At 70.3% G+C, this 19,836-nt stretch carries 27 protein-coding genes; 11 read left to right on the forward strand and 16 right to left on the reverse strand.

Annotated features, from left to right (window positions below):
* Nucleotides 1–13: 13 nt before the first annotated feature.
* Nucleotides 14–694 carry a response regulator transcription factor gene (locus ACTJI1_RS03805; protein WP_440741600.1) on the reverse strand — a complete coding sequence of 227 codons (681 nt, stop codon included), beginning with the start codon at nt 692–694 and terminating at the stop codon, nt 14–16.
* A 91-nt stretch (nt 695–785) separates the two neighbouring features.
* Here ACTJI1_RS03805 and ACTJI1_RS03810 point away from each other — a divergent pair, with 91 nt between their 5' ends.
* The gene (locus tag ACTJI1_RS03810) at nt 786–950 is read left to right on the forward strand and encodes a hypothetical protein (RefSeq protein ID WP_440741601.1); all 165 of its coding nucleotides are present in this window, start codon (nt 786–788) and stop codon (nt 948–950) included.
* A 45-nt stretch (nt 951–995) separates the two neighbouring features.
* Here the strand turns inward: ACTJI1_RS03810 and ACTJI1_RS03815 are convergent, their stop codons facing one another.
* Together ACTJI1_RS03815 and arfB are read right to left on the reverse strand one after the other, a co-directional pair.
* Nucleotides 996–1,193, reverse strand: a complete 198-nt coding sequence (locus ACTJI1_RS03815) for a hypothetical protein (protein ID WP_310134967.1) — start codon at nt 1,191–1,193, stop codon at nt 996–998.
* Between the two features lie 69 nt (nt 1,194–1,262).
* Nucleotides 1,263–1,700 (reverse strand): alternative ribosome rescue aminoacyl-tRNA hydrolase ArfB, encoded by a 438-nt coding sequence (gene arfB / locus ACTJI1_RS03820; RefSeq protein WP_440741602.1) that lies wholly within the window; start codon nt 1,698–1,700, stop codon nt 1,263–1,265.
* Nucleotides 1,701–1,753: 53 nt separating this feature from the next.
* Here arfB and ACTJI1_RS03825 point away from each other — a divergent pair, with 53 nt between their 5' ends.
* The gene (locus tag ACTJI1_RS03825) at nt 1,754–1,981 is read left to right on the forward strand and encodes an RNA-binding S4 domain-containing protein (protein WP_310130536.1); all 228 of its coding nucleotides are present in this window, start codon (nt 1,754–1,756) and stop codon (nt 1,979–1,981) included.
* Between the two features lie 24 nt (nt 1,982–2,005).
* On the opposite strand, the gene ACTJI1_RS03830 is transcribed toward ACTJI1_RS03825, so the two are convergent.
* Nucleotides 2,006–2,584, reverse strand: coding sequence for a TetR family transcriptional regulator (locus ACTJI1_RS03830; RefSeq protein ID WP_440741603.1), 579 nt, complete (start codon nt 2,582–2,584; stop codon nt 2,006–2,008).
* A 75-nt stretch (nt 2,585–2,659) separates the two neighbouring features.
* Between ACTJI1_RS03830 and ACTJI1_RS03835 the strand changes: the two genes are divergently transcribed.
* Entirely contained in the window at nt 2,660–2,956 is a 297-nt protein-coding gene (locus tag ACTJI1_RS03835; protein ID WP_440741604.1) for a hypothetical protein, read from the forward strand.
* 117 nt (nt 2,957–3,073) lie between these two features.
* On the opposite strand, the gene dinB is transcribed toward ACTJI1_RS03835, so the two are convergent.
* Both dinB and ACTJI1_RS03845 read right to left on the reverse strand, forming a co-directional pair.
* Entirely contained in the window at nt 3,074–4,270 is a 1,197-nt protein-coding gene (dinB, locus tag ACTJI1_RS03840) for a DNA polymerase IV (protein ID WP_440741605.1), read from the reverse strand.
* 65 nt (nt 4,271–4,335) lie between these two features.
* Complete coding sequence (locus ACTJI1_RS03845; RefSeq protein ID WP_440741606.1) at nt 4,336–4,977, reverse strand: class I SAM-dependent methyltransferase; 642 nt, start codon at nt 4,975–4,977, stop codon at nt 4,336–4,338.
* 361 nt (nt 4,978–5,338) lie between these two features.
* Between ACTJI1_RS03845 and ACTJI1_RS03850 the strand changes: the two genes are divergently transcribed.
* A complete protein-coding gene (locus tag ACTJI1_RS03850; RefSeq protein WP_440741607.1) occupies nt 5,339–6,505 on the forward strand; it encodes an RtcB family protein in 1,167 nt (388 codons plus the stop codon).
* 37 nt (nt 6,506–6,542) lie between these two features.
* On the opposite strand, the gene ACTJI1_RS03855 is transcribed toward ACTJI1_RS03850, so the two are convergent.
* Nucleotides 6,543–6,890: a hypothetical protein gene (locus ACTJI1_RS03855; RefSeq protein ID WP_440741608.1), complete on the reverse strand. Its 348-nt coding sequence runs from the start codon at nt 6,888–6,890 to the stop codon at nt 6,543–6,545.
* A 74-nt stretch (nt 6,891–6,964) separates the two neighbouring features.
* On the opposite strand from ACTJI1_RS03855, the gene ACTJI1_RS03860 reads away from it, so the two are divergent.
* Together ACTJI1_RS03860 and ACTJI1_RS03865 are read left to right on the forward strand one after the other, a co-directional pair.
* A complete protein-coding gene (locus ACTJI1_RS03860; RefSeq protein WP_440741609.1) occupies nt 6,965–8,068 on the forward strand; it encodes a nuclease-related domain-containing protein in 1,104 nt (367 codons plus the stop codon).
* Between the two features lie 94 nt (nt 8,069–8,162).
* Entirely contained in the window at nt 8,163–8,492 is a 330-nt protein-coding gene (locus tag ACTJI1_RS03865) for a DUF4326 domain-containing protein (RefSeq protein WP_440741610.1), read from the forward strand.
* Between the two features lie 24 nt (nt 8,493–8,516).
* On the opposite strand, the gene ACTJI1_RS03870 is transcribed toward ACTJI1_RS03865, so the two are convergent.
* The 3 genes from ACTJI1_RS03870 to ACTJI1_RS03880 all read right to left on the reverse strand — a co-directional run bounded on the left by ACTJI1_RS03870 (nt 8,517) and on the right by ACTJI1_RS03880 (nt 11,045).
* On the reverse strand, nt 8,517–9,053 hold the full coding sequence (locus ACTJI1_RS03870; RefSeq protein WP_440741611.1) for a GNAT family N-acetyltransferase: 537 nt from the start codon (nt 9,051–9,053) through the stop codon (nt 8,517–8,519).
* Between the two features lie 54 nt (nt 9,054–9,107).
* On the reverse strand, nt 9,108–9,722 hold the full coding sequence (locus ACTJI1_RS03875; protein WP_440741612.1) for a class I SAM-dependent methyltransferase: 615 nt from the start codon (nt 9,720–9,722) through the stop codon (nt 9,108–9,110).
* A 240-nt stretch (nt 9,723–9,962) separates the two neighbouring features.
* Nucleotides 9,963–11,045, reverse strand: coding sequence for an epoxide hydrolase family protein (locus ACTJI1_RS03880; protein WP_440741613.1), 1,083 nt, complete (start codon nt 11,043–11,045; stop codon nt 9,963–9,965).
* 68 nt (nt 11,046–11,113) lie between these two features.
* Between ACTJI1_RS03880 and ACTJI1_RS03885 the strand changes: the two genes are divergently transcribed.
* Nucleotides 11,114–11,734, forward strand: a complete 621-nt coding sequence (locus tag ACTJI1_RS03885) for a J-domain-containing protein (RefSeq protein WP_310130513.1) — start codon at nt 11,114–11,116, stop codon at nt 11,732–11,734.
* A 3-nt stretch (nt 11,735–11,737) separates the two neighbouring features.
* Here the strand turns inward: ACTJI1_RS03885 and ACTJI1_RS03890 are convergent, their stop codons facing one another.
* The 3 genes from ACTJI1_RS03890 to ACTJI1_RS03900 are packed head-to-tail and all read right to left on the reverse strand — an operon-like array spanning nt 11,738 to nt 13,460.
* Complete coding sequence (locus ACTJI1_RS03890; protein ID WP_440741614.1) at nt 11,738–12,448, reverse strand: hypothetical protein; 711 nt, start codon at nt 12,446–12,448, stop codon at nt 11,738–11,740.
* Nucleotides 12,445–12,861, reverse strand: coding sequence for a DUF6114 domain-containing protein (locus tag ACTJI1_RS03895; RefSeq protein ID WP_440741615.1), 417 nt, complete (start codon nt 12,859–12,861; stop codon nt 12,445–12,447). Before ACTJI1_RS03895 ends, ACTJI1_RS03890 begins: the two co-directional genes overlap by 4 nt.
* A 2-nt stretch (nt 12,862–12,863) precedes the next feature.
* Nucleotides 12,864–13,460, reverse strand: coding sequence for a DUF6230 family protein (locus tag ACTJI1_RS03900; protein ID WP_310130510.1), 597 nt, complete (start codon nt 13,458–13,460; stop codon nt 12,864–12,866).
* A 132-nt stretch (nt 13,461–13,592) separates the two neighbouring features.
* Between ACTJI1_RS03900 and ACTJI1_RS03905 the strand changes: the two genes are divergently transcribed.
* Nucleotides 13,593–14,207 carry a TetR/AcrR family transcriptional regulator gene (locus tag ACTJI1_RS03905; protein ID WP_310130509.1) on the forward strand — a complete coding sequence of 205 codons (615 nt, stop codon included), beginning with the start codon at nt 13,593–13,595 and terminating at the stop codon, nt 14,205–14,207.
* 22 nt (nt 14,208–14,229) lie between these two features.
* On the opposite strand, the gene ACTJI1_RS03910 is transcribed toward ACTJI1_RS03905, so the two are convergent.
* Together ACTJI1_RS03910 and ACTJI1_RS03915 are read right to left on the reverse strand one after the other, a co-directional pair.
* Nucleotides 14,230–14,553 carry a hypothetical protein gene (locus ACTJI1_RS03910; protein WP_440741616.1) on the reverse strand — a complete coding sequence of 108 codons (324 nt, stop codon included), beginning with the start codon at nt 14,551–14,553 and terminating at the stop codon, nt 14,230–14,232.
* An 80-nt stretch (nt 14,554–14,633) separates the two neighbouring features.
* Complete coding sequence (locus tag ACTJI1_RS03915; RefSeq protein WP_310130506.1) at nt 14,634–15,539, reverse strand: DsbA family protein; 906 nt, start codon at nt 15,537–15,539, stop codon at nt 14,634–14,636.
* Between the two features lie 127 nt (nt 15,540–15,666).
* Between ACTJI1_RS03915 and ACTJI1_RS03920 the strand changes: the two genes are divergently transcribed.
* Nucleotides 15,667–16,305 (forward strand): class I SAM-dependent methyltransferase, encoded by a 639-nt coding sequence (locus ACTJI1_RS03920; RefSeq protein ID WP_440741617.1) that lies wholly within the window; start codon nt 15,667–15,669, stop codon nt 16,303–16,305.
* 14 nt (nt 16,306–16,319) lie between these two features.
* Here the strand turns inward: ACTJI1_RS03920 and ACTJI1_RS03925 are convergent, their stop codons facing one another.
* Nucleotides 16,320–17,765, reverse strand: coding sequence for an MDR family MFS transporter (locus ACTJI1_RS03925; protein WP_440741618.1), 1,446 nt, complete (start codon nt 17,763–17,765; stop codon nt 16,320–16,322).
* A 74-nt stretch (nt 17,766–17,839) separates the two neighbouring features.
* On the opposite strand from ACTJI1_RS03925, the gene ACTJI1_RS03930 reads away from it, so the two are divergent.
* Both ACTJI1_RS03930 and ACTJI1_RS03935 read left to right on the forward strand, forming a co-directional pair.
* The gene (locus tag ACTJI1_RS03930) at nt 17,840–18,523 is read left to right on the forward strand and encodes an ArsR/SmtB family transcription factor (RefSeq protein WP_440741619.1); all 684 of its coding nucleotides are present in this window, start codon (nt 17,840–17,842) and stop codon (nt 18,521–18,523) included.
* Nucleotides 18,520–19,788, forward strand: coding sequence for an MFS transporter (locus ACTJI1_RS03935; RefSeq protein WP_440741620.1), 1,269 nt, complete (start codon nt 18,520–18,522; stop codon nt 19,786–19,788). Before ACTJI1_RS03930 ends, ACTJI1_RS03935 begins: the two co-directional genes overlap by 4 nt.
* Nucleotides 19,789–19,836: the final 48 nt, after the last annotated feature.

A 19,836-nucleotide genomic window follows, 5' to 3' on the forward strand; every position in this document is an offset into this window, starting at 1 on the left:
GTGGTCTCCCGCCTCAGCGCCCCTCCGTCACCCACCGCTCGATCCGCCGGTGGTCCGGCGTGAAACCGTGCTCCACGCCCCACAGCACCGCCTGCGTCCGGCTGTCGGCGCCGATCTTCCGGTAGACGCTGCGGATGTGCGACTTGACCGTGTTGGGGCTGAGGTAGGTGAGCTCGGCGACCGCCGCGTTGCTCTTGCCTTGGGTGATCAGGGCCAGGATCTCGGACTCGCGGTCCGTGATCCCCTCTTGCTTGCCCGGCCAATCGAGCTCCTCGGCGCTGCGGGCGCGCGGCGGCGGTTCGCTCAGCACGATCTCGCCGGCATTCACAGCCTCCAGAGCTGCGACCAGCTCCGGGGCGGTGAGCGTCTTCGAGAGGTAGCCGTGGACGCCCTGCGCGCGAGCGCTCTCGATGAGTTCGGGATGGAAGTTCCACGTGTACACGACGACGTGGCGGGCGCGGGGGTTCTTCACGAGCTCGCCGATCTGGGCGTGGCTGGACTCGGGCTGGGCGAAGGCGTCGTAGAGCACCACGTCGATCGACTCGCTCAGCGGGGCGTTCGCGTCGATCTCGACGACCTCCAGGGTGTCGCTGTAGGCGTCGAACATGTGCGCCAGGCCGAGGAGCACGACGTCGTAGTCGTCCACGAGCGCGATCGTGAACGGCTTCTTCGTTGTTGTGGCCGGTGCCGACATGGCGCGAGATTACACCCCTAGGGGTGAGGCGACCCTCCCTCCCCGGTGGTTGCCTGGGACCATCAGCCCAACTACCAGAAAGGGTCCCCTGATGAACATCCTCCTGATCGTCATTGCCGTGATCGCCATCATCCTCCTGCTCACGGGAGGCTTCGTCTCGTCCCTGAACTTCCTGCTCTGGGTCGGGATCATCCTGCTCGTGCTGGCCGTGATCGTCTGGCTCGTGCGACTGCTCACCGGCAGCCGGCGCGTCTGAGACGTCCGTCGTCGGGCGCCGGCGCGCCGTCGACCGTTGCGGTCGTCAGGCGCCCGAGCGCCGGCGGCGGCGCACCAGCGCCACGATGATCAGCACCACGCCCACGATGAGCACGATGGGGCCGATCGTGCCCCACACCGGGGAACCGCTCATGACGGACCCGCCGAGCACGTTCAGCCCCTGAAGCGTCCACAACAGTCCGATGAGGACGAGCACGATCCCGACGACGACCAGCAACCACATGGTTCTCACGGAGTGAGGCTACGTCCGAACGCGCGATCCGTGTGTGCTCCGCTTCAGACCGCTGCCGACTCAGTCGTGGGGAGGGCGTCGCAGCCGCTTGATATCGGTGCGGCGCTTCTTGGCATCCAGTCGCCGCTCCCTCGCGCCACGGCTCGGCTTCGTGGGTCTGCGCGGTGGCGCCGGCGGACGGAGCGCGTCGGCCACGAGGTCGGCCAGCCGCTCGCGCGCGGCGTCCCGGTTGCGCAACTGCGCGCGGTGCTCGGAGGCAGCGATCGTCAGCTTCCCGTCGACGATGCGGCCGCTCAGGCGGTCGAGGATGCGCTCCCGCTGGGCGGGCGAGAGAACGGTGGATGCGGCCACATCCCACACGAGCTCCACCCGGGAGTCGGCGGTGTTCACACCCTGCCCGCCGGGACCGGACGACCGCGAGAACCGCCACGACAGCTCGGACTCGGGGATGGTGAGTCCGGCGTCGACCTGAAGGCCGGGACGGTGGGCGGTAGGCATGCCTCCATCATCCTCTTGCGCGTCGGCAACGCCTGGTCGGTTAGCCTGTGGATATGGCCGCATCCGCTCCGATCGAAGACGTCCCCATCGGAAGTGACGGCATCCGCCTCGGTCAGTTCGTCAAGTTCGCGGGGCTCCTGGACTCCGGGGGCAACGTGAAAGAGGCCATCATCGACGGCTACGTCACCGTCAACGGCGAGGTCGACCGCCGGCGCGGACGGCAGCTGCAGATCGGGGATGTCGTCACGTTCGAGGGGCGCAGCGTCCGCGTCAGCCCCTGACGGTCTCGGCTGGCCGGGGGAGCGTCAGCGCGCGACCATGGCCTTCGCCGTCGCCACGACATGGGCGCGGTAGCGGCGCTTGGCCTCGTCATCGGAGACGTCGCCGAACACCATCCGCACCAGCTGCGGCGCCGCCACGAACCAGTACGCCATCGAGATGATGGAGAAGAAGATCGCCTCGGCATCGCGGTCGCTGTCGTCACCGAGGGCGGCGCGCACGGCGGCGACGCGTGACTGGAAGTAGTCGGAGCGTTCCTCGAGCGCGGGGACGTCGTCCGCGCCGTAGTGCAGCCCCTCCTGCTCGAACAGCCACGCGACGGACGGGTCGGCGGTGAGGAAGTCGAACAGGTCCCCGGCGTACGCGGCGAGATCGTCGGACTGGATGGCGACCGTCTTGGCGAGTTCACCGAGTTTGGATTGCAGGGTCGCCTCGAACAGGTCGTCCTTGTTGCCGATGTACGAGTAGATCGACGCCTTGTTGACCTCGGCCCGATCGGCGATCCGGTCGACCCGCGCGCCGCCGACGCCGTGGCGCGCGAACTCCTCAGCGCTCGCCTCCAGGAGCAGGCGGATGCTCTCGTCCCGGTCGTACCGTCTGGCCATGGTCGCTCCTCCGCTTTCCTTTTGCTCCGACGTGGTCTACTATACAACTAAACGTTTAGTTATATTGGAGATGAAATGAACGTCGAACTCACCGCACGCACCATCACCGAGGCTCGGCTCGACGCCGCGCAGGTGGCAGAACTCAGCAGCCGCCCGCAGGCGGCCGGCCCGCAGATCGTCCTCCAGGGCGAGGGACTCGGCTCGCCCCGCCAGTGGACCGCCCAGCTCCCGACCGCCGCAGACCGCATCGTCGTCGAGTACGACTCGGCTGCCGGACGCGTCGAGCGCTCGTGGGCACTCTCGGCCGAGACCCGAAGCACCCGGTACTACACGCTGGAGCACGGCACCGACGGCGAATACATCAGCCGCTGATCTCAGCGAAGTACGTCGGCCGCACGGTAACGGCCTGGCGAAAAGGGGCGCAGCATCCGCTGCGCCCTTTCGCTGTCCTGGCTCGCTCGACGGTGCCGCGGGGCCCGGGAAGACGCGCTATTCGTGCTCGGGCAGCAGCGGCGCCGACCATCCCGGGTCGCGGCCGAGCTGCGCGGCCCGCGCGACCGAGGTCGCGCCGAAGCGGTCGCGGACGGCGTCGAGAGCAGTGTCGAGTCGCGCACCGTCCCCCCAGTCGATCGGCAGTTCGGGCTGGAAGCTGTCCGAACGCCCCAGGTGCGAGAGCGAGATGCCGATGAGGGTGATGCCACGCTCTGCGATCTGCGGCTGAGCCGCCGCCAGCAGACTGCGGGCCACGGTCAACAGCACCGAGGTGCGGTCCGACGGGAAGCCGAGCGTGCGCGATCGCGTGGCCCGGGAGAAGTCGCCGAAGCGCAGCCGTAACACGACCGTGCGGCACGTGCGGTCGCCATCCCGCAGCCGTCGAGCCAGCCGGTCGACGATCTGGGTGAGGATGAGGTCGAGCTCCTCCGCGGTGCGCGGGCGGCTTCCGAGCGCCCGCTGGGATCCGATGGAGCCGCGCCGCTTCGTGCTGTCGACCGGCCGTGGGTCGCGCAGCCGGGCCAGTGCGTGGAGGTGGGCGCCGGTCGCCTTGCCGAGCAGTCGCTCGGCGGTCGCCTCTTCGAGCTCGGCGAGCTGGCCGACGGTGCGGATGCCGAGGCGGTGCAGCTTGTCCGCGGTGACGGCGCCGACTCCCCACAGGCGTTCCACCGGCAGCGGGAGCAGGAACTCCTGTTCGCGGTCGGGTTCGACCAGCAGCAGGCCGTCGGGTTTGCTCACGGCGCTCGCGACCTTGGCGAGGAACTTGGTGCGGGCGATTCCGACCGAGATGGCGAGGCCGACCTCCGCGCGTACCCGCTCGCGTAGTCGTGCCGCGATCTGCTCGGGCGTGCCGGCGATGCGCCGGAGTCCGCCGACCTCGAGGAACGCCTCGTCGATCGAGAGTCCCTCGACGAGGGGAGTCGTATCGCGGAAGATCGCGAAGACGTCCTTGCTCGCGGCGGAGTACGCATCCATCCGCGGCGGGACGACCACGGCCTCCGGGCACAGCTCGCGCGCCTGCCGGCCGCCCATCGCAGTGCGCACTCCGCGCGCCTTCGCCTCATAGCTCGCGGCGAGCACCACACCGCCACCGACGATGACCGGTCGACCGCGGAGCCCGGGCGCATCGCGCTGCTCCACCGAGGCGTAGAAGGCGTCGAGGTCCGCGTGCAGCACCGTCGCCTCGCCGCGCATGCTGCCTCCAATCGCTCGAACGTATGTTCGAATCCATGGTCGCAGAGACCCCGGACATCACGCCATCAGGTTGTCGCCTCCCGCACCGCACGGATGCGCTCCACCGAGCCGGAGTGCAGGCGCTCGTCCTCGACGACCGAAAGGCCGGCGGCTTCAACCTCGTCGCGGTGGCGGCGCGTCAGGTGCTCGCCCTGGAGCGGGATGGTGAAGCGTTCGAGCATCCACTGGCCGGCGAAGAAGACGGCGCGGTCGCTGCGGACGTGGTCTACGACGACCACCGACCCGCCCGGCGCCACCACTCGTGCCATCTCCGCCACCGCGACGGCGGGACGCGGGATGGAGCACAGCGCCAGCGCGCACACCACCGTGTCGAACGATGCGTCGTCGAAGGGCAGGGCTTCCGCGTTGCCCTCGCGGAGGTCCACCGGCCGGCCGAGCTCGGCGGCCCGTCGCCGGGCGATGGACAGCATCTCGGGACTGAGGTCGACACCGACCAGCGACACATCCCGCCGGTAGAAGGGGAGGCTGCGGCCGCTGCCGATCGCGACCTCCAGCACGCGGCCGGTCGCGCGCTCGCCGACCCACTCGCGCGTCCCGGCGAGCATCGACAGTTCGGCCTTGGCCACCTTCGAGTCGTAGCTCTCCGCATGCCGACCCCAGTGGCGCTGCTGGCGGCGCAGTTCGCGGGACTCGTCCGCATCCTTCATGGGGCCATTCTGGCCGCAATGGGAGGAAGTGGAGACTCTTTTCCTGGACATCGCGCTCTGCGTGCCGCTATGCTCGCACAGCTGCGCCGATCGGCCAGCGAACGTACGCCCCGTTGATCTGGAGAGAGGACCGAGCCGTGAGCTATCTGCGCCCGCTCAGCCCTCAGCGACCGCTGCCCACCAAGCGCGGCCAGCGCGAACTCCAGCACCTCGTGTAGGCGCGAACCGTCATTTCTCGACGCTCCGTGCCTTCGAGGGCCCGGGGCGTTCGACGTCTCCCCAGCCGTTTCGGCTCGAGACATTTCGGATCTCTCGGGTGCCATCCATCCACCCACCGAAATCCACACAGACAAGAAAGACGATGAGAGAGATCAACAAGCGCTTGCTCAGCTGGGCGAGCATCCTCGACGCGAAGGCGGAGGAGCAGGCGCGGACCACATCCACGATGCCGTTCGTGTTCCCGCACATGGCACTGATGCCGGACGCCCACCTCGGGCTCGGAGCGACGGTCGGGTCGGTGATCCCGACGCTTCGCGCGGTGATGCCGGCCGCCGTCGGCGTCGACATCGGGTGCGGCATGATCGCGGTCCGGACGCAGTTCCGGCTCGACGAGCTGAACGGCGACCTGCGGGTTCTGCGGGAGCAGATCGAGCGGGCCATCCCCGTGTCGGCCGGAGCGCACAACAACAAGATCGTCGCGACCGCGGCACCGAGAGTGGCCGAGCTGGAGGCCATGGCCGAGGCTGCGGGCTTCGACCCGGCGCGGGCGCTCGGCACGTGGCGGGAGCAGCTCGGGACGCTGGGAAGCGGCAACCACTTCATCGAGGTGAGCGTCGACGAGACCGACGGTGTCTGGCTGTTCCTCCACTCCGGGAGCCGGGGAGTCGGCAACAAGATCGCCCAGCGCCACATCAAGGTCGCCCAGCGGCTGATGGAGAAGTGGTGGATCACGCTTCCCGACCCGGATCTCGCCTACCTCGTCGAGGGCACGCCCGAATTCGACCGGTACATCGCCGAACTGCGGTGGGCGCAGCACTACGCGCTGCTCAACCGTGAGGAGATGATGGACCGGGTCGTCCGGCAGTTCAGCGAGTGGATGGGGACCGCGGTCACCGAGGTGGAGCGGATCAACTGCCACCACAACTTCACCCAGAAGGAGACGCACTGGGGGAAGAGCGTGTGGCTGTCCCGGAAGGGCGCGATCTCGGCCCGGGCCGGCGAGCCCGGGCTCATCCCCGGGTCGATGGGCACCGCCTCCTACGTGGTGGAGGGCCTCGGGAACGCGGCCGCCCTGCAGTCCAGCCCGCACGGCGCGGGCAGGAACTACTCGCGGAGCGCGGCGCGGAAGACGTTCACCCACGACCAGCTGAGGGAGGCCATGAAGGGCATCGAATACCGGGACACGGATGCGTTCCTGGACGAGATCCCCGCCGCCTACAAGCCGATAGACCAGGTCATGGCGGACGCGTCCGACCTGGTGAAGGTGCGGCACGAGCTCCGGCAGATCGTCAACGTGAAGGGCGACTGAATGGATGGGGCGTCAGCGATGGCGCCCTATCCGTGCGTCAGCGACGCGCGGCGCCGCCTTCGCGCGTGAACGCGTACGCCTCCTCGGCGAGTGACTCCCAGACGCCTGGTGCCGCATCCGTCACCACCAGCCACTGCCGCATCGGGCTCTTCGTGCCCGCGCGGAACGGCTCGCCGGTGGAGGCCGCGATGAGCTCGTCGACGCGCGCCGCAGGCAGCTTCACGACGAAGCGCTCGCCGCTCGACACCATGCAGAAGACGGAGCCGTCGACGCGCAGCGCATCCGACCCGAAGCGCCGCGGGCCGCCGGGGATCGGGGGCGTCACGCCGGGACGGCCGACGAAAGCGGTCACGATGTCGTCGAAGCGGTCGTGGACGGTGGTCATGGTTCACGGTAGCGCAGCAGCGTCCCCAGCTCGGGGGCGAGACCGCCAGCGGCCCGGCGGATACCGTCGTCCTTGTGCCCGATGAACCCGCAGCGCCGACGACGGCGGAACGCGTCGACTTCGCGGGCATCAACGCGCTGTCCTCACGGCCGGCCGGGTACGCGGTCGCGCTCAAGTGCCTGCAGGTCCAGGCGGAGGAAGAGGAGCGCGACCCCAACCTGAGGTCCGACGAGCGGGTGGTTCTGCATCCCGACGCGTGGTCCTGGTATCAGGGCGCTGTGGGCGAGATGGCCGTGGGGCAGATGCTCGCTCAGCTGGGGCCCGAGTGGTTCGTGCGGCACTCCGTCCCGATCGGTGCAGGCACCAAGGATGTCGACCACCTGGTGATCGGGCCGGCCGGCGTCTTCGCCATCAACACCAAGCATCACGCGGGAGCTTCGGTGTGGGTCGGCGACCGCGTTCTGAGGGTCAACAACGGGAACACGCGCCACCTCCCGTCTGCGGCAGGCGACGCGCAGGATGTGACCCGCAGACTGGAGGCCAAGACCGGCTTTCCCGTGCCGGTTCGGCCGGTGCTCGCGGTCCTCGGGGCTCGGGCGCTCAAGGACGGTCGCGCACCGCAGAATCGGCCGGTCGCTGTGGTGGATGCGCTGGAGCTCGTGTCGTGGCTGCAGTCGCAGCCCCAGCAGCTGAGCGCGGCAGAGGCCGCCATGTTGAAGCTCGCGGCCGAGGAGCCGCAGACCTGGCACGTCGATCCGCGGGCCGCCGACACGCACCGGGTGATGCAGCGGTTCGAGCGACTGGTCGCCCGCGTCGGGCCGCAGACGCCTCCACTCCAAGTGAGCGCATCTCCGAAGCGGCAACCGACACGACGGCCCGCCGCCTCCGCGCCCAAGACCACTCGCGGGTCGGGGGCGAAAGCGCCGGTGCGAGCGATCGACCTCCTGCGGCCGTGGGGCATGGTGGTCGTGGCGATCGTCGGCATCCTCGTCTTCCGCGCCTTCGCCGATCAACCGTGCACCTCGCCGACGGGATGCCTGCTCCCGCCGCTCTACCTCGCGATCAAGCCGTTCCTCATTCTGGGGATCGTCGGCCTCGTCGCGTCAGCGCTGCTCCAGAATGTCGCACGGCTGCTTCGGCGGGACTCTCCGGCTTCACGCAAAGGCCGCCGCCGCTGAGCGCTTCACCGCTCGGACGCGTGGGGCTCTTCCCACGGAGCACGCGAGTGTTTGATGGGTGCGTGATCCTCGAAATCCTACGCAGGAGCCACCGGTGACCATTCCCGCGTCGCCAGGTGGGCTGCTACGACGCATTCAGTTGAGCCGACGGAAAGGCTGGCGGAAGCCCGAGAACACCGTCGTCGTCGCGAGGCCGTCGAAGTGGGGCAATCCGTTCCCGATCGCTGACCTGGGCCGCGCGCAGGCCATCGCAGCGTTCCGGGCGATGCTCGATGACCCGGCGACCCGAGCGGCGTTGGGCTATCCGGAGCCCGAGGAGATCCGGGCGCAGCTCGCCGGCAAGAACCTGGCCTGCTGGTGCCCGCTGGATCAGCCCTGCCATGCCGATGTTCTGCTCGAGGTCGCGAACGGACGGCGACGATGACTGCCGAGACGAGCAGTCGGCGCCCTACGAGCGCCGCATCCACTCCTCCTGCAGCATGCCCAGCACCACCTCGTCCATGAACTCACCGAGCACCCACGCCGACCGGCGCAGCACGCCCTCGCGGACGAAGCCGTTGCGCTCGGCAGCCTTCAGCATGGCGTGGTTGTCGGCGAGGGTCTCGATCTGGAGGCGGTTGAGGCCGCGGACGACGAAGCCGTAGCGGCAGAGGACGGCGACCACGTCGGTACCGTAGCCGCTGCCGCGGGCGGAGGGGATGAGGCCGAGGCCGAGGTGGGCGAAGCGGTTGTGGGTGTCGATGCCCCAGAGGTTCGCGGAGCCGATCAGGGCGTCGTCGGCGAGGGAGACGACCGAGAACGCGACCACGTCCTCCTTCGACTCGTCCGTGATGAGGCGCGGGTCCCGGGCGCTGGGACGGATCGGGCGCCACGGGGAGCCCTCGGCGCGGGAGCCGTTCACCACGTCGTTGTACAGCTCGGTCACCAGGATGGGGATGTCATCCTCGTAGCGCGCCCTCAGACCCACGGTGGTGCCGGTCAGCATCCACCCTTCATAGCCGACGGGTCCCGGCGCCCGCTACGCAGTAACCGCGCCCGCTCAGCCCGCGAGCGTCAGCTCGGCGATCAGAAGCTCGTCGGCGCCATCCGTCCACCTGTCCGTGCGGGCGACGGCGAAGCCGGCCGGCGCGACGGTCCCGGCAAGGTGCTCGACCGAGTCGAACGGGCTGTGATTCAGGTAGCCGGGCGGGGGAGCGGCGCGATGACGCGACGGGTCGAACTGCAGGAATGTCGCCGTCAGCGCCCGGCCGCCGGGGCGCAGCACGCGCGACCACTCCAGGATGGCGGCGTCAGGATGCGGGAACAGCTGCAGCCCGGTGACGCACGTCACGAGGTCGAAGGTGTCGTCCGGCAGCGGCAGGCTGGTCGCATCCGCCACCAGCAGCTCGGCGTCGGGCAGGTGGCGGCGAGCCTCGTCGATCATGCCTGGGGACAGGTCCACGCCGGTCGCTGCGCCGGTGTAGCCGCGCTCGCGGAGGGCGCGGAGCACCAGGCCGGTGCCGGTCGCGATGTCGAGCACCGCATCCACGCCGTCCAGGTCCGCGAACGCGGCGACTGCCGCAGCGAGTCCGCGGTGCATCGGACTCTCGTCGTAGGTGGGGGCGCGGTCGTCGAAGCGCTCGCGCACCATCCGCAGGTGCTCGTCGTCGGTCACCACGCCAGGGTAGTCAGCGGCCGCGCGGTGCGGGAGGCCCCGGGAACGATGCGACGGTCGGCCCACCCGAGCCGACCGTCGCGCACCGGGAATGCAGTACAGCTGCCCGCCCCCTGCGGTCCAGCCTGCCATCCGGTTGCTTAGTGCACACAGTAAAGCGCTTTCGCGGAATGTCAACCGGTCTCACGCGACGTATTCCGGCCGTTCATCATGCGTTCACCTCGGGCGGCCCGGCGACGATCAGAGGTGTGCCTCGAGGCCGCGGACGGCGGCGGCGATCGCGTCCGGCGCCTCCCAGGCGGTGAAGTGGCCTCCCCGCTCCAACCGGTCGAACGAGCGGATGTCGGCGTAGCTCTTCTCAGCGAGAGAGCGCGGGTAGGCGGCCTCGTGCCGCTGCACCAGGATCGACGCCGGGACGGTGATGACGGGATGCAGCTCGTCGTCGTCAGGCGACTCCCGGTAGGGGCGGAAGCTCGTGCCGATCGACCGCGTCACCCAGTACAGCGTGACGTTGGTCAGCACGTCGTCGACGTCGAAGCGCTCGAGGGTGTCGCCGTCGCTCCAGGCGGCGACCTTCTCGACGATCCAGGCCAGCAGGCCGCTAGGGGAGTCGATGAGCGCAGCGGCGAGGGTGTCCGGACGGGTGCCCTGCTCGTGCGCATAGCCAGACTCGGCGGGGGAGGCGACGGATGCCAGGAAAGTCCGCTCCTCGTCGGTCAGCTCGACGCCGGGGCGCGAGCGCCCAGAGAAGGAGGCATGGCTCGCGACGATGCCCGCGACGGATTCGGGAGAGGAGGCCGCCAGCCAGTCGCTCACGCCGGCGCCGACATCCTCGCCGTAGGTCAGATAGCGGTCGTACCCGAGCTCGCGCGTCATCAGTGCGTGCCAGCGGCGGGCGGTGCCGGCGGACGAGTACGGCTCGGGCAGCGGGGCGGAGTAGCCATAGCCGGGGAGGGACGGGATGACGACGTCCCGCTCCTCGCTGAGCAGGTCGGCGAGGTCGAGCATGGACGCGAACGAGTACGGCCAGCCATGCGTCAGGACGATCGGCAGCGCACCGCTCGGCGCGCGGGCCGGCGCGCGCACGACGTGCACAGCGCACCCGTCGAGGTCGAGCATCCACTGGTCGTAGCGGTCGAGGCGGCGCTCGAAGGCGCGCCAGTCATAGCCGTCGCGCCAGCGGTCGACGAGCCCCGCGAGCACGTGCGGCGGGATGCCGTTCGACCAGTCCGGACCGGGAGTCTGCTCCGGCAGGATGGCGACCTCTAACCGGCGCTGCAGGTCGTCGAGCACGGGCTGGGGGACGTCGATGCGGAACTCCATGAAGCGACGGTAGCGGAGGCCACCGACACGTCGGCGGCGGCGTCGGAGGCCCGGCGTAGAGTGAAAACATGGCCCGCAACCGTGACGAAACCCGTCGCCCGGCTCGCGAGTCCGACCCGCTCGTGGAGGCCGCGCGCTACCGGCTGCGACGTGACGCGGAGGCCCGCGGCGAGCAGGTGGAGGAGGCGAACGCCGGGCAGCCGTCGATGGAGCAGCGCGCGCAGATCGTCGAGACGGCGATCCAGCAGGCGATGCGGCGAGGCGACTTCGACAACCTCCCCGGGGCGGGCAAGCCGCTGCCCGGGCTCACCGGGACGCACGACCCGGACTGGTGGATCCGCCGCAAGATCGAGCGCGAGCAGCTCACCGGGCTCGGCCCTCCCGCGCTCCTGCTGCGCACCGAGGACAAGGAGCTCGACGCGAAGCTCGACCGGCTCGCGTCCGAGACCGCGGTGCGCGAGCACCTCGAGACGTTCAACCGGCGGATCGTCGAGGCGCGGCGGCAGCTGCAGGGCGGCCCGCCCGTGGTCACACCGACGCGCGACGTGGATGCGGAAGTGCGGCGCTGGAGGGAGCGGCGCGAGCAGCGCATCCGGGAGGCGGACGCCCGTCGCCGCGCCGAACGCGAGGAGTGGGAGTCGCTCACCTGGCGGGAACGCCGCAGGCGGAAGCGGTCGGAGGGCCGCTGACCGCTACTCGGTCAGGTGCTGGTGCGGTGCCGTGAAGTGGATGCTGTCCGCGGTCACCCCGACGAGCCCGAGCGTGACGCGCAGCAGCTGCGGCGGCAGGCCGTCGGCGGGCGGCGGGGTGGCGGCGCCCAGTGTGATGCTCTTGCCGTCCTGGCTGGTCGCGGTCACCGAATCCACGTAGACGTTCACGTTGCCGCGCAGCGCCATCTGGTCGGCGGTCGTCGCGAGCTTGGGCCCTGTCGCCTTGCGCACGGTCAGGCTGAACCCGTCGACGGTGATGCTGTCGGCGGAGATCTTCAGCACGGGGATGCGGCTGCCGTCGGCGAGCGGGACGGTCACCACGCTGATGCCCTTCAGCCCCGAGAACGACAGGGACCGGCTGCCCAGCTGCGCGGGCGGCTGGGTGAACACGGGGGCGCCGGCGTCCGGCCCGGCGGGCGCCGGGGGAGCGGTCGGGGTGGGCGTCGCTCCGGGGACGGCGGGGGCGTCGGAGGTTCCGGGCAGCGGGAGGTTCGGGATGCCGGGCACGCCCGGGGTGGTCGAGCTCGGCGACGGCGTGGGGCTCGGGCTCGGAGAGCTGCACGACATGAAGAGGGGGATGCACAGGGCGGCCGGCGCAGACGACGGCACGCGCGCGGCGCCCAGACCGGCGAGCGCCGCGGCGACGCACGCGATCAGCGCGCCGGCGACGACGCCCGAGCCGCGGCGCCTCATGCGGTCGTGCCTTCGCGGTCGGCGGGGACATCCACCGCGTCCACCGCATCCTTCTTCGGCATCCACGCCACGGTGAGGATGCCGCCCACCGTGCTCAGCAGCATCCCGATGAAGAAGCCGCCCAGGTTCACGCCGACGAGCGAGTACACCGCGACCGCCAGCGCGATCACGCCGTAGAAGATGCGGTGCGCGGGCATCGCGATGACGAGCACGCCCAGCAGTACCAGCAGGATCGGGATGATCGTCGCCTGCAGCCCCTCGATGCCGAGCTGCACGTGGATCTTGCCGATGTCGAGCTGTCCCGAGAAGAACATCTCGATTCCGCCGAGAGCGGTGAGGACGCCGCCCACGAACGGGCGACGGCGCCGCCAGGCGCGGAAGCGCGCCCAGCGGCCGGTCGCGTGCTCAGCCACGATCAGAAGCATCCCTTCGAGCCGTCGGTGAGCTGCACGTGCATGCCGGTCAGAGTGAAGACGGAGGCCTGCGTGCTCCACGCGGTCTGCTGGAGGTTCGTGATGGTGACGGTGTCGGCGTCCTGCGCGAAGTCGCCGGCGGCGCCCTTGGCCGTCGTGTTCACGGTGGAGGCGTCGACGCCGATGCGGATGTTGTGGAACTCCGAGTCGCCCTTGAGGTCCGTCATCCCGATCTGAAGGTCGGACGCGCTCGCGGGGGAGCCGCCGCCTCCCGCGGTGATGAGCATGCCGACCTTGCCGAGCGGGGTGTCGGTGACGACGGCCTGGCAGAGGTCGGAGAGGGTGGCGGACTTGATGTTCGCGATCGCGACCTGGTGCTCCTTGCCGGCGGTGTCCGGCGCGACGCCCGCGTACTGGGAGAAGCCGGTTCCGTCGAGCTTGGAGGCGCTGATCTGGAACTGGCTGCCGGAGACGGCGAACGAGACGGGCACGGCGCCCTGCGCGACACCGGCCATCAGCACGGTCGACACCACGGCGACGGGGACGGCCGCGAGCACGATCCGTCCGGCGTGCGACCCGGCGAGCTTTCGGAACTTCATCGATCCTCCTGTTCGGGGGACTTGACAGCCACGGCGCGGTCAGGTCCAGGAGCGAGCTTAGACGTTATTGACCGCGTGTCAATAGTCGAGGTCGCCACTCTCGCGGAGAGGGGCGGCGGATAGGCTCGACGCATGGACACGGACCGGCGGACGCGACTGACGCCGGACGAGCGGCGGGCGCAGCTCGTCGCCCTCGGGGTGGCGTTCCTCGCCGACAACCCGCTGGACCAGCTGACCATCGAGGAGCTGTCGGCGCGGGCGGGGGTCTCCCGCGGGCTGCTGTTCCACTACTTCGGGTCGAAGCAGGGACTCCACCGGGAGGTCGTCCGCACCGCGCGCGACAGCATGCTGTACGCCACGGAACCGGTCGCCGGGCTGCCGCCGCTGGAGCGCCTCCACGACACCCTCACCCGGATCGTCGCGTTCGTGCGCGAGCACAGCGGCACGTTCTACTCGCTGGTGCGCGGCGTCGCCTCCGGGGACACGGAGGTGCGCGCGGTGGTCGAGGAGGCGCGCGGCGAGCAGGCCGAGCGCGTGCACGCGGTGTTCCTCGAACTGGGCGTGCCGGACACGGAGCTGCTGCGCATCGCGCTTCGGTCGTGGATCGCGTTCGCCGAAGAGGCGCTCGTCGAGAGCGCGATCGGCACCGACCTGCCGTCCGAGCGGATCGTCGGCTTCCTCGAGCGCAGCGCGCGCGGGGTGGTGGATGCGCTGGAGCCCGGCCCGGAGGCTGGTGCAGAGGGGTAGCGCGGAGGGCTAGCGCGGAGGGCTAGATGCCCTCCTCCTCGACGTCCTCCTCGGTGAGCACGCCCGCATCCACGTCGTCGTCGCTGTGCTCGTCGTACTCCGGCTCCGCCTCGCGGGCCTGACCGCCGGTGGGGCCGTCGTTGCCGTCGCCGGGGCCGGACCAGATCGTCTCGCCGGCGACCGCGTCGTTGGTGACCAGCTCGTCGGCGAAGTCGGCCTCCGCCTCCCGGTCGTTCAGCGCGTAGTCCACGTCGCCGTCAGCCGGGTCTGCCCAGCCGGCCGTGTCGCCCGCATCCCCTTCGCCCACCTCGACGCCATCGACGCCGTCCTCCGGTACTCGCTCCATGCCCGCACCGTACCACCAACGGTTCCTCACTTAATCCGCGATTTCGGGTCGAAAACCGGGATTAAGTGAGGAACCGATTGCTAGGAGGCGGTGGGGAAGGTGATCGTCTTGCCGGAGCCGGCGTCCTTGACCGCGGCGTCCTTGAAGGCGGCGAACTGGGCGGCGTCGGTGAAGCCGCCCTGGTAGCGCTCGCCGTTCACGAACACGGTCGGGGTGCCGAAGCCGCCCGAGGTCGGGTTCTTCAGCTGCGAGTTGGCGGTCGCGTCCGACGTCATCGTGGTGATGAACGACGCGAAGGTCTGGTTGTTCACGCAGTCGGTGATCGCCTTCGACGAGACGCCCGCATCCTTGAAGATCGACAGGATCTGGGCGTTGCTCAGGCCGCCGCCCGTCTGCTCGTCCGGCTGCTTGGCGAAGAGCGCGGCGTTGATGTCGAAGAACTTGTCGGGGTCGGAGTTCGCGACACAGGATGCCGCGGCCGCGGACCGCGTGGAGTACTGCTTGTTAGCGCTGCTGTCCAGGATCGCGACCGGGTGGACCTCCAGGGTCGCCGAGCCGTCCTGCAGCCACTGCTTGATCTGCGCGTTGTTGGTGGTCTCGAACTGGTCGCAGTAGGGGCACTGGTAGTCGAGCCAGATCTGGATGTGCGCGGTCTTGCCGTTCAGCTCCATCTTGGTGGGCGTCGGCTTGCCGCCGGCCGGGATGGCGGGCGTGCTCGTGGCCTGCGTGGGCGAGGTCAGCAGGATGCCGCCGCTCGCCATGTTCTTGGGGTTCGCGGCGCTGGCGCCCGGTCCCATGCTGGTGAAGACGACCACGCCGATGATGGCCAGCACCGCGACGATGCCGACGATGACGGAGCTCTGGACGACGATCTTGCGACGGCGCGCCTTCTTGGCGGCCTCCTCGCGCATCCTCCTGGCGGTCTCGCGCGCCTCCTCGCGGCGGTCGCGTTTCGTGGGACCCGTGGTTCCCCTGCCAGTTGCCATTCAGCTCATCCCATCGAACGGTGGACAGTTCCTCCACGATCGTAGGGGTCTTTTGCTTTGAAGGCGCTGTGCCGGGCGGCGTCGTGGCCTAGCGTGGAGGCATGCTGTTCACGGATCGAGCCCGCTGATGTCCGACGATGCCGCCGGCGCCGCGAGCGGCGGCCCGAAGGACGGCCGCGACACCGCCGGCGCCGACTACGCGGAGCGGCTGCGCCGCCTGGACACGTCGTGGTGGCGCCGCACCCTCAACGTGCAGGCGCCCTACCGCTGGAACATCCGCCGCCTCCACCTGGGCCGGGTGCTGGATGTGGGGAGCGGCCTGGGCCGCAACCTCGCGCATCTCGGCAACAACGGGGTCGGTGTCGACCACAACCCCGAGTCCGTGGCGATCGCGCGGGCGCGCGGGCTGACGTCGTTCACGAGCGACGAGTTCCCGACGACCGAGTACGCGAAGCCGGGCACGTTCGACTCGATGCTGCTGGCGCACGTGGTCGAGCACGTGGACCCGGACTTCGCGGTGGAGCTGGTGCGGATGTACCTGCCGTACGTGAAGCCCGGCGGTCACGTCCTCTTCATCACGCCGCAGGAGCGCGGCTACGCGAGCGACGCGACGCACGTCGCGTTCACGGACTTCGCCGGGCTGCACCGGCTCGCCGACAGGCTGGGGCTGGTGGTGGAGCGGGAGTACTCGTTCCCGCTGCCGCGGTTCGCCGGCAAGGCGTTCACGTACAACGAGTTCGTGGTGCTGACGCGCATCCCGGGCTGAGCGGGGCGGCCGACCTACTCCGCCGTCGCGGGCGCCCGTCCCAGCTCGACGTCCTCGACGCGCGAGCGCGGCATCGCCAGGCCCGCCGCGATCGTCAGCACCGTGGCGATCGCCACCGCCACGAACACCGCCGTCGACGCCGACTGGATGGTCTCGGGCGACTTCGCGCCGCCCGCCGAGCCCGCGATGATCGAGTTCGCTATCGCGCCGAACACGGCGACGCCGACGGCGCTGCCGATGGAGCGCGCGAACATGTTGCTGCCGGTGACCACGCCGCGCTCGTTCCAGGCGACGCTCGACTGCGCCGCGATCAGCGTCGGGGTCGCGATCAGGCCCATCCCGAGGCCGACCACGAAGCAGCTGACTGCGACGAACAGCACCGACGGGGTCACTGAGGTGAGCGCGAGCGAGATCGCGCCGACGATGGCGATACTCATCCCGAGCAGCGCGGTGTTGCGGAAGCCGATGCGCAGGTAGAAGCGTCCGGACAGGCTGGCCGCGATCGGCCAGCCGAGGGTCAGCGCGGCGACGGCGAGACCGGACACGATGGGCGCGACGCCGATCGTGCCCTCCAGATACGTAGGAACGTACGAGGTGAGGCCGATCAGGATGGCGCCGACGCCCAGCGAGATCAGCGTGGTCGTCACCAGCAGACGGCGGGAGAACACCCACAGCGGCAGCACCGGCTCGGTAGCCCGCCGCTCGACCAGCACGAACGCGACGAGCAGAAGGCCGCCGAGCGCGAACGCGCCGATGCTCCAGATCGAGTTCCACGCCCACGCCTGTCCGCCCTCGAGCACGGCGAGGATGAGCAGGGTCGTGCCGCCGGTCAGGAGTACAGCGCCCGCGTAGTCGATGCGGTGCTTGCGGCGCTCGATGCTCTCGTGGAAGCTGCGGATCAGCATCCACGCGGCCAGGATGCAGAGCGGCACGTTGACGAAGAAGATCCAGCGCCACGACAGGAACTGCGAGAACACGCCACCGAGCGTCGGTCCGACGACGGAGGAGATCGCCCAGACGCTGGCGAGGTAGCCCTGCGTCTTGGCGCGCTCCGCGACGGTGTAGATGTCGCCCGCGATGGTGATCGACATCGGCTGGATGGCTCCGGCGCCGAGCCCCTGCAGGGCGCGGAACGCGATCAGCGCCGGCATGCTCCACGCGAACCCGCACAGCACCGAGCCGATCAGGAACAGGGCGATGCCGACGAGCACGATCGGCTTGCGGCCGACGGTGTCGGAGAGCTTCGCATAGACCGGGACGGACACCGCCTGCGCGAGCAGGTACACCGAGAACAGCCACGGGAACTGCGCGAAGCCGCCGAGGTCCTGGACGATCGAGGGGACCGCCGTCGCGAGGATCGTCGAGTCGATCGCCACCAGCCCCGTCGTCAGCATGAGGGCGATGAGGATGGGGCCGCGCTCCGATCGGAAGCCGACGCTCGCTCGGGTGGGTTGATTCATATCGGTCAACAACGTAGACCTGGTCCCTGCATTCCCGCTTGACGTGAAAGAAAGAGCACGCCATGATCTGAAACATGTCTTTCACATCGGGTCGGCCGGAGCGCCGCACCACGGTCACCGACCCCCGCGCGCTGCGGGCGCTCGCGCATCCGCTGCGCCTCGCCCTGCTCGACCACCTGATGTCGTTCGGTCCGCGCACGGCGAGCGAATGCGCTGCGGTCGTCGGCTCCACGGCATCCAACTGCAGCTATCACCTGCGCGCGCTCGCGAAGGTCGGACTGGTCGAGCCGGCGGATGCGGAGGACGGCCGCGAGCGCCCCTGGCGATCGGCGTCGACCGGTCTGAGCTTCGGGCGATCGGAAGACCCCGAGTTCGAGATCGGCGCGGACACCGTCGAGCGCGCCCTCGCCGACCGGCAGGTCGACGACGAGGGCGCGCTGGTGCACCGGGCGATCGCGCAGCGCGACGAGCAGCCGGTGGAGTGGCGCGAGGCGAGCATCCTGAGCGGCTACGCGCTGAAGCTGACGGCCGTCGAACTGCGCGAGCTGGGGGAGCGGCTGGATGCGCTCATCCGCCCGTACATCGCGCTCACCCGCACCGACGCACCGGCAGGGAGCGACGTCGTCGCGCTGCACCTCAACGCGTTCCGCCACCCGGACGCGATCGCGGCGGCGCGGGTCGCGGAGGAGCGGCCAGCGGAGTCCCGCGTCGCGGAGGAGCGGCTCGCGGAGTCCCGCGTCGCGGAGGAGGACTCATGACCACCGTGCCCGCGCAGAAGCGCTCGCCGTCCCCGCTGCTGCGCCGCGACTTCGCGCTGGTCTGGTCGGCCGGACTCGTCTCGGACACCGGCGACTGGCTGCTCCGGATCGCCCTGCCGCTGTTCGCCCTCTCGGCGACCGGCTCGGCGCTCGGCGCCTCCACCGTCTTCCTGGTCGAGCTGGTGCCGATGCTGCTGGTCGGCAGCTTCCTCGGGGTGCTCGTCGACCGCTGGGACCACCGGCGCACGATCGTGATCGTCGCCGTGCTGCAGGGGCTGTTCCTGCTCCCGCTGCTGGCGGCGAGCGCCGACCGGATGGGCATCGTCTACGCGGTCGCGGCGGTGGAGGCGGTGCTCGGCGCGGTCATCAACCCGGCCCGGCAGGCCATGACCCCACAGCTGGTCGGAGCCGACCAGCTCGCCCGCGCCAACGCGCTGATCGCGGTCAGCGACAACCTGGCCCGGCTGATCGGCTCGCCGCTCGGCGGACTCTCGTTCGCCATCTGGGGGCTGCCGGGCGTGGTGGTGGCGGATGCGGCGTCGTACGTGATCACCGCGGGGCTCGTGGCGCTGAGCCGGCCGCATCCACTCGGGGTGGACGGTGCGGGCGAAACAGGCGCCGACGGCGAGCCCGCGGTGGCGGTCGAGCGGCGCATCCTGCGCGAGTGGGCCGACGGGATCGCGTTGATCGCGCGCTCGGGAACGCTCCGCATCCTCGCCCTCATCGCGGCGCTCGGCGGGGTCGCGCAGGGCCTCTTCCTCGTGCTGTTCCTCGTCTACGTCACGCAGAACCTCGGCGCGGGCGACACCGGCGCCGGCGTGATCCGCGGCGTGCAGGCCATCGGCGGGGTGCTCGGCGGACTTGTCACCGGGCTGCTCGCCCGCCGTCTCGGACCGCGCTCGCTGATCGGCGGCGGGTACCTGGTGTTCGGGATGCTCTCCCTCCTCACCTGGAATCTCGCGCCGTTCACCACCGCGCTCTGGGTGTACTGCGGGCTGTTCATCGCGATGGGGCTCCCGGCCGTGACCACGGCGACCGGCGAGATCACGCTCGTGCAGACCGAGGTGCCGCCGCGCGCCCTCGGGCGCGTGATCGCGGCGGTGACCACGCTCGACGGGGCGGCGCAGGCGCTCGGCCTGCTGCTGGGCGGCCTGCTCGCCGACTCGGGCGACATCGTGCCGATCCTGGATGTGCAGGCGTCCCTCTATCTGCTGTGCGGGGTGATCGGGATCGTCGCTCTGCGGGGCGCGAAGCGTCTTCCATAACGGCCCGCCGCGAGGATAGTGTGGCGCCACGCTGGTCTCCCGGAGGTG

It is taken from the genome of Leifsonia sp. 22587 (genome assembly GCF_052044215.1).
In the GTDB taxonomy this organism is placed as follows: domain Bacteria; phylum Actinomycetota; class Actinomycetes; order Actinomycetales; family Microbacteriaceae; genus Leifsonia; species Leifsonia shinshuensis_C.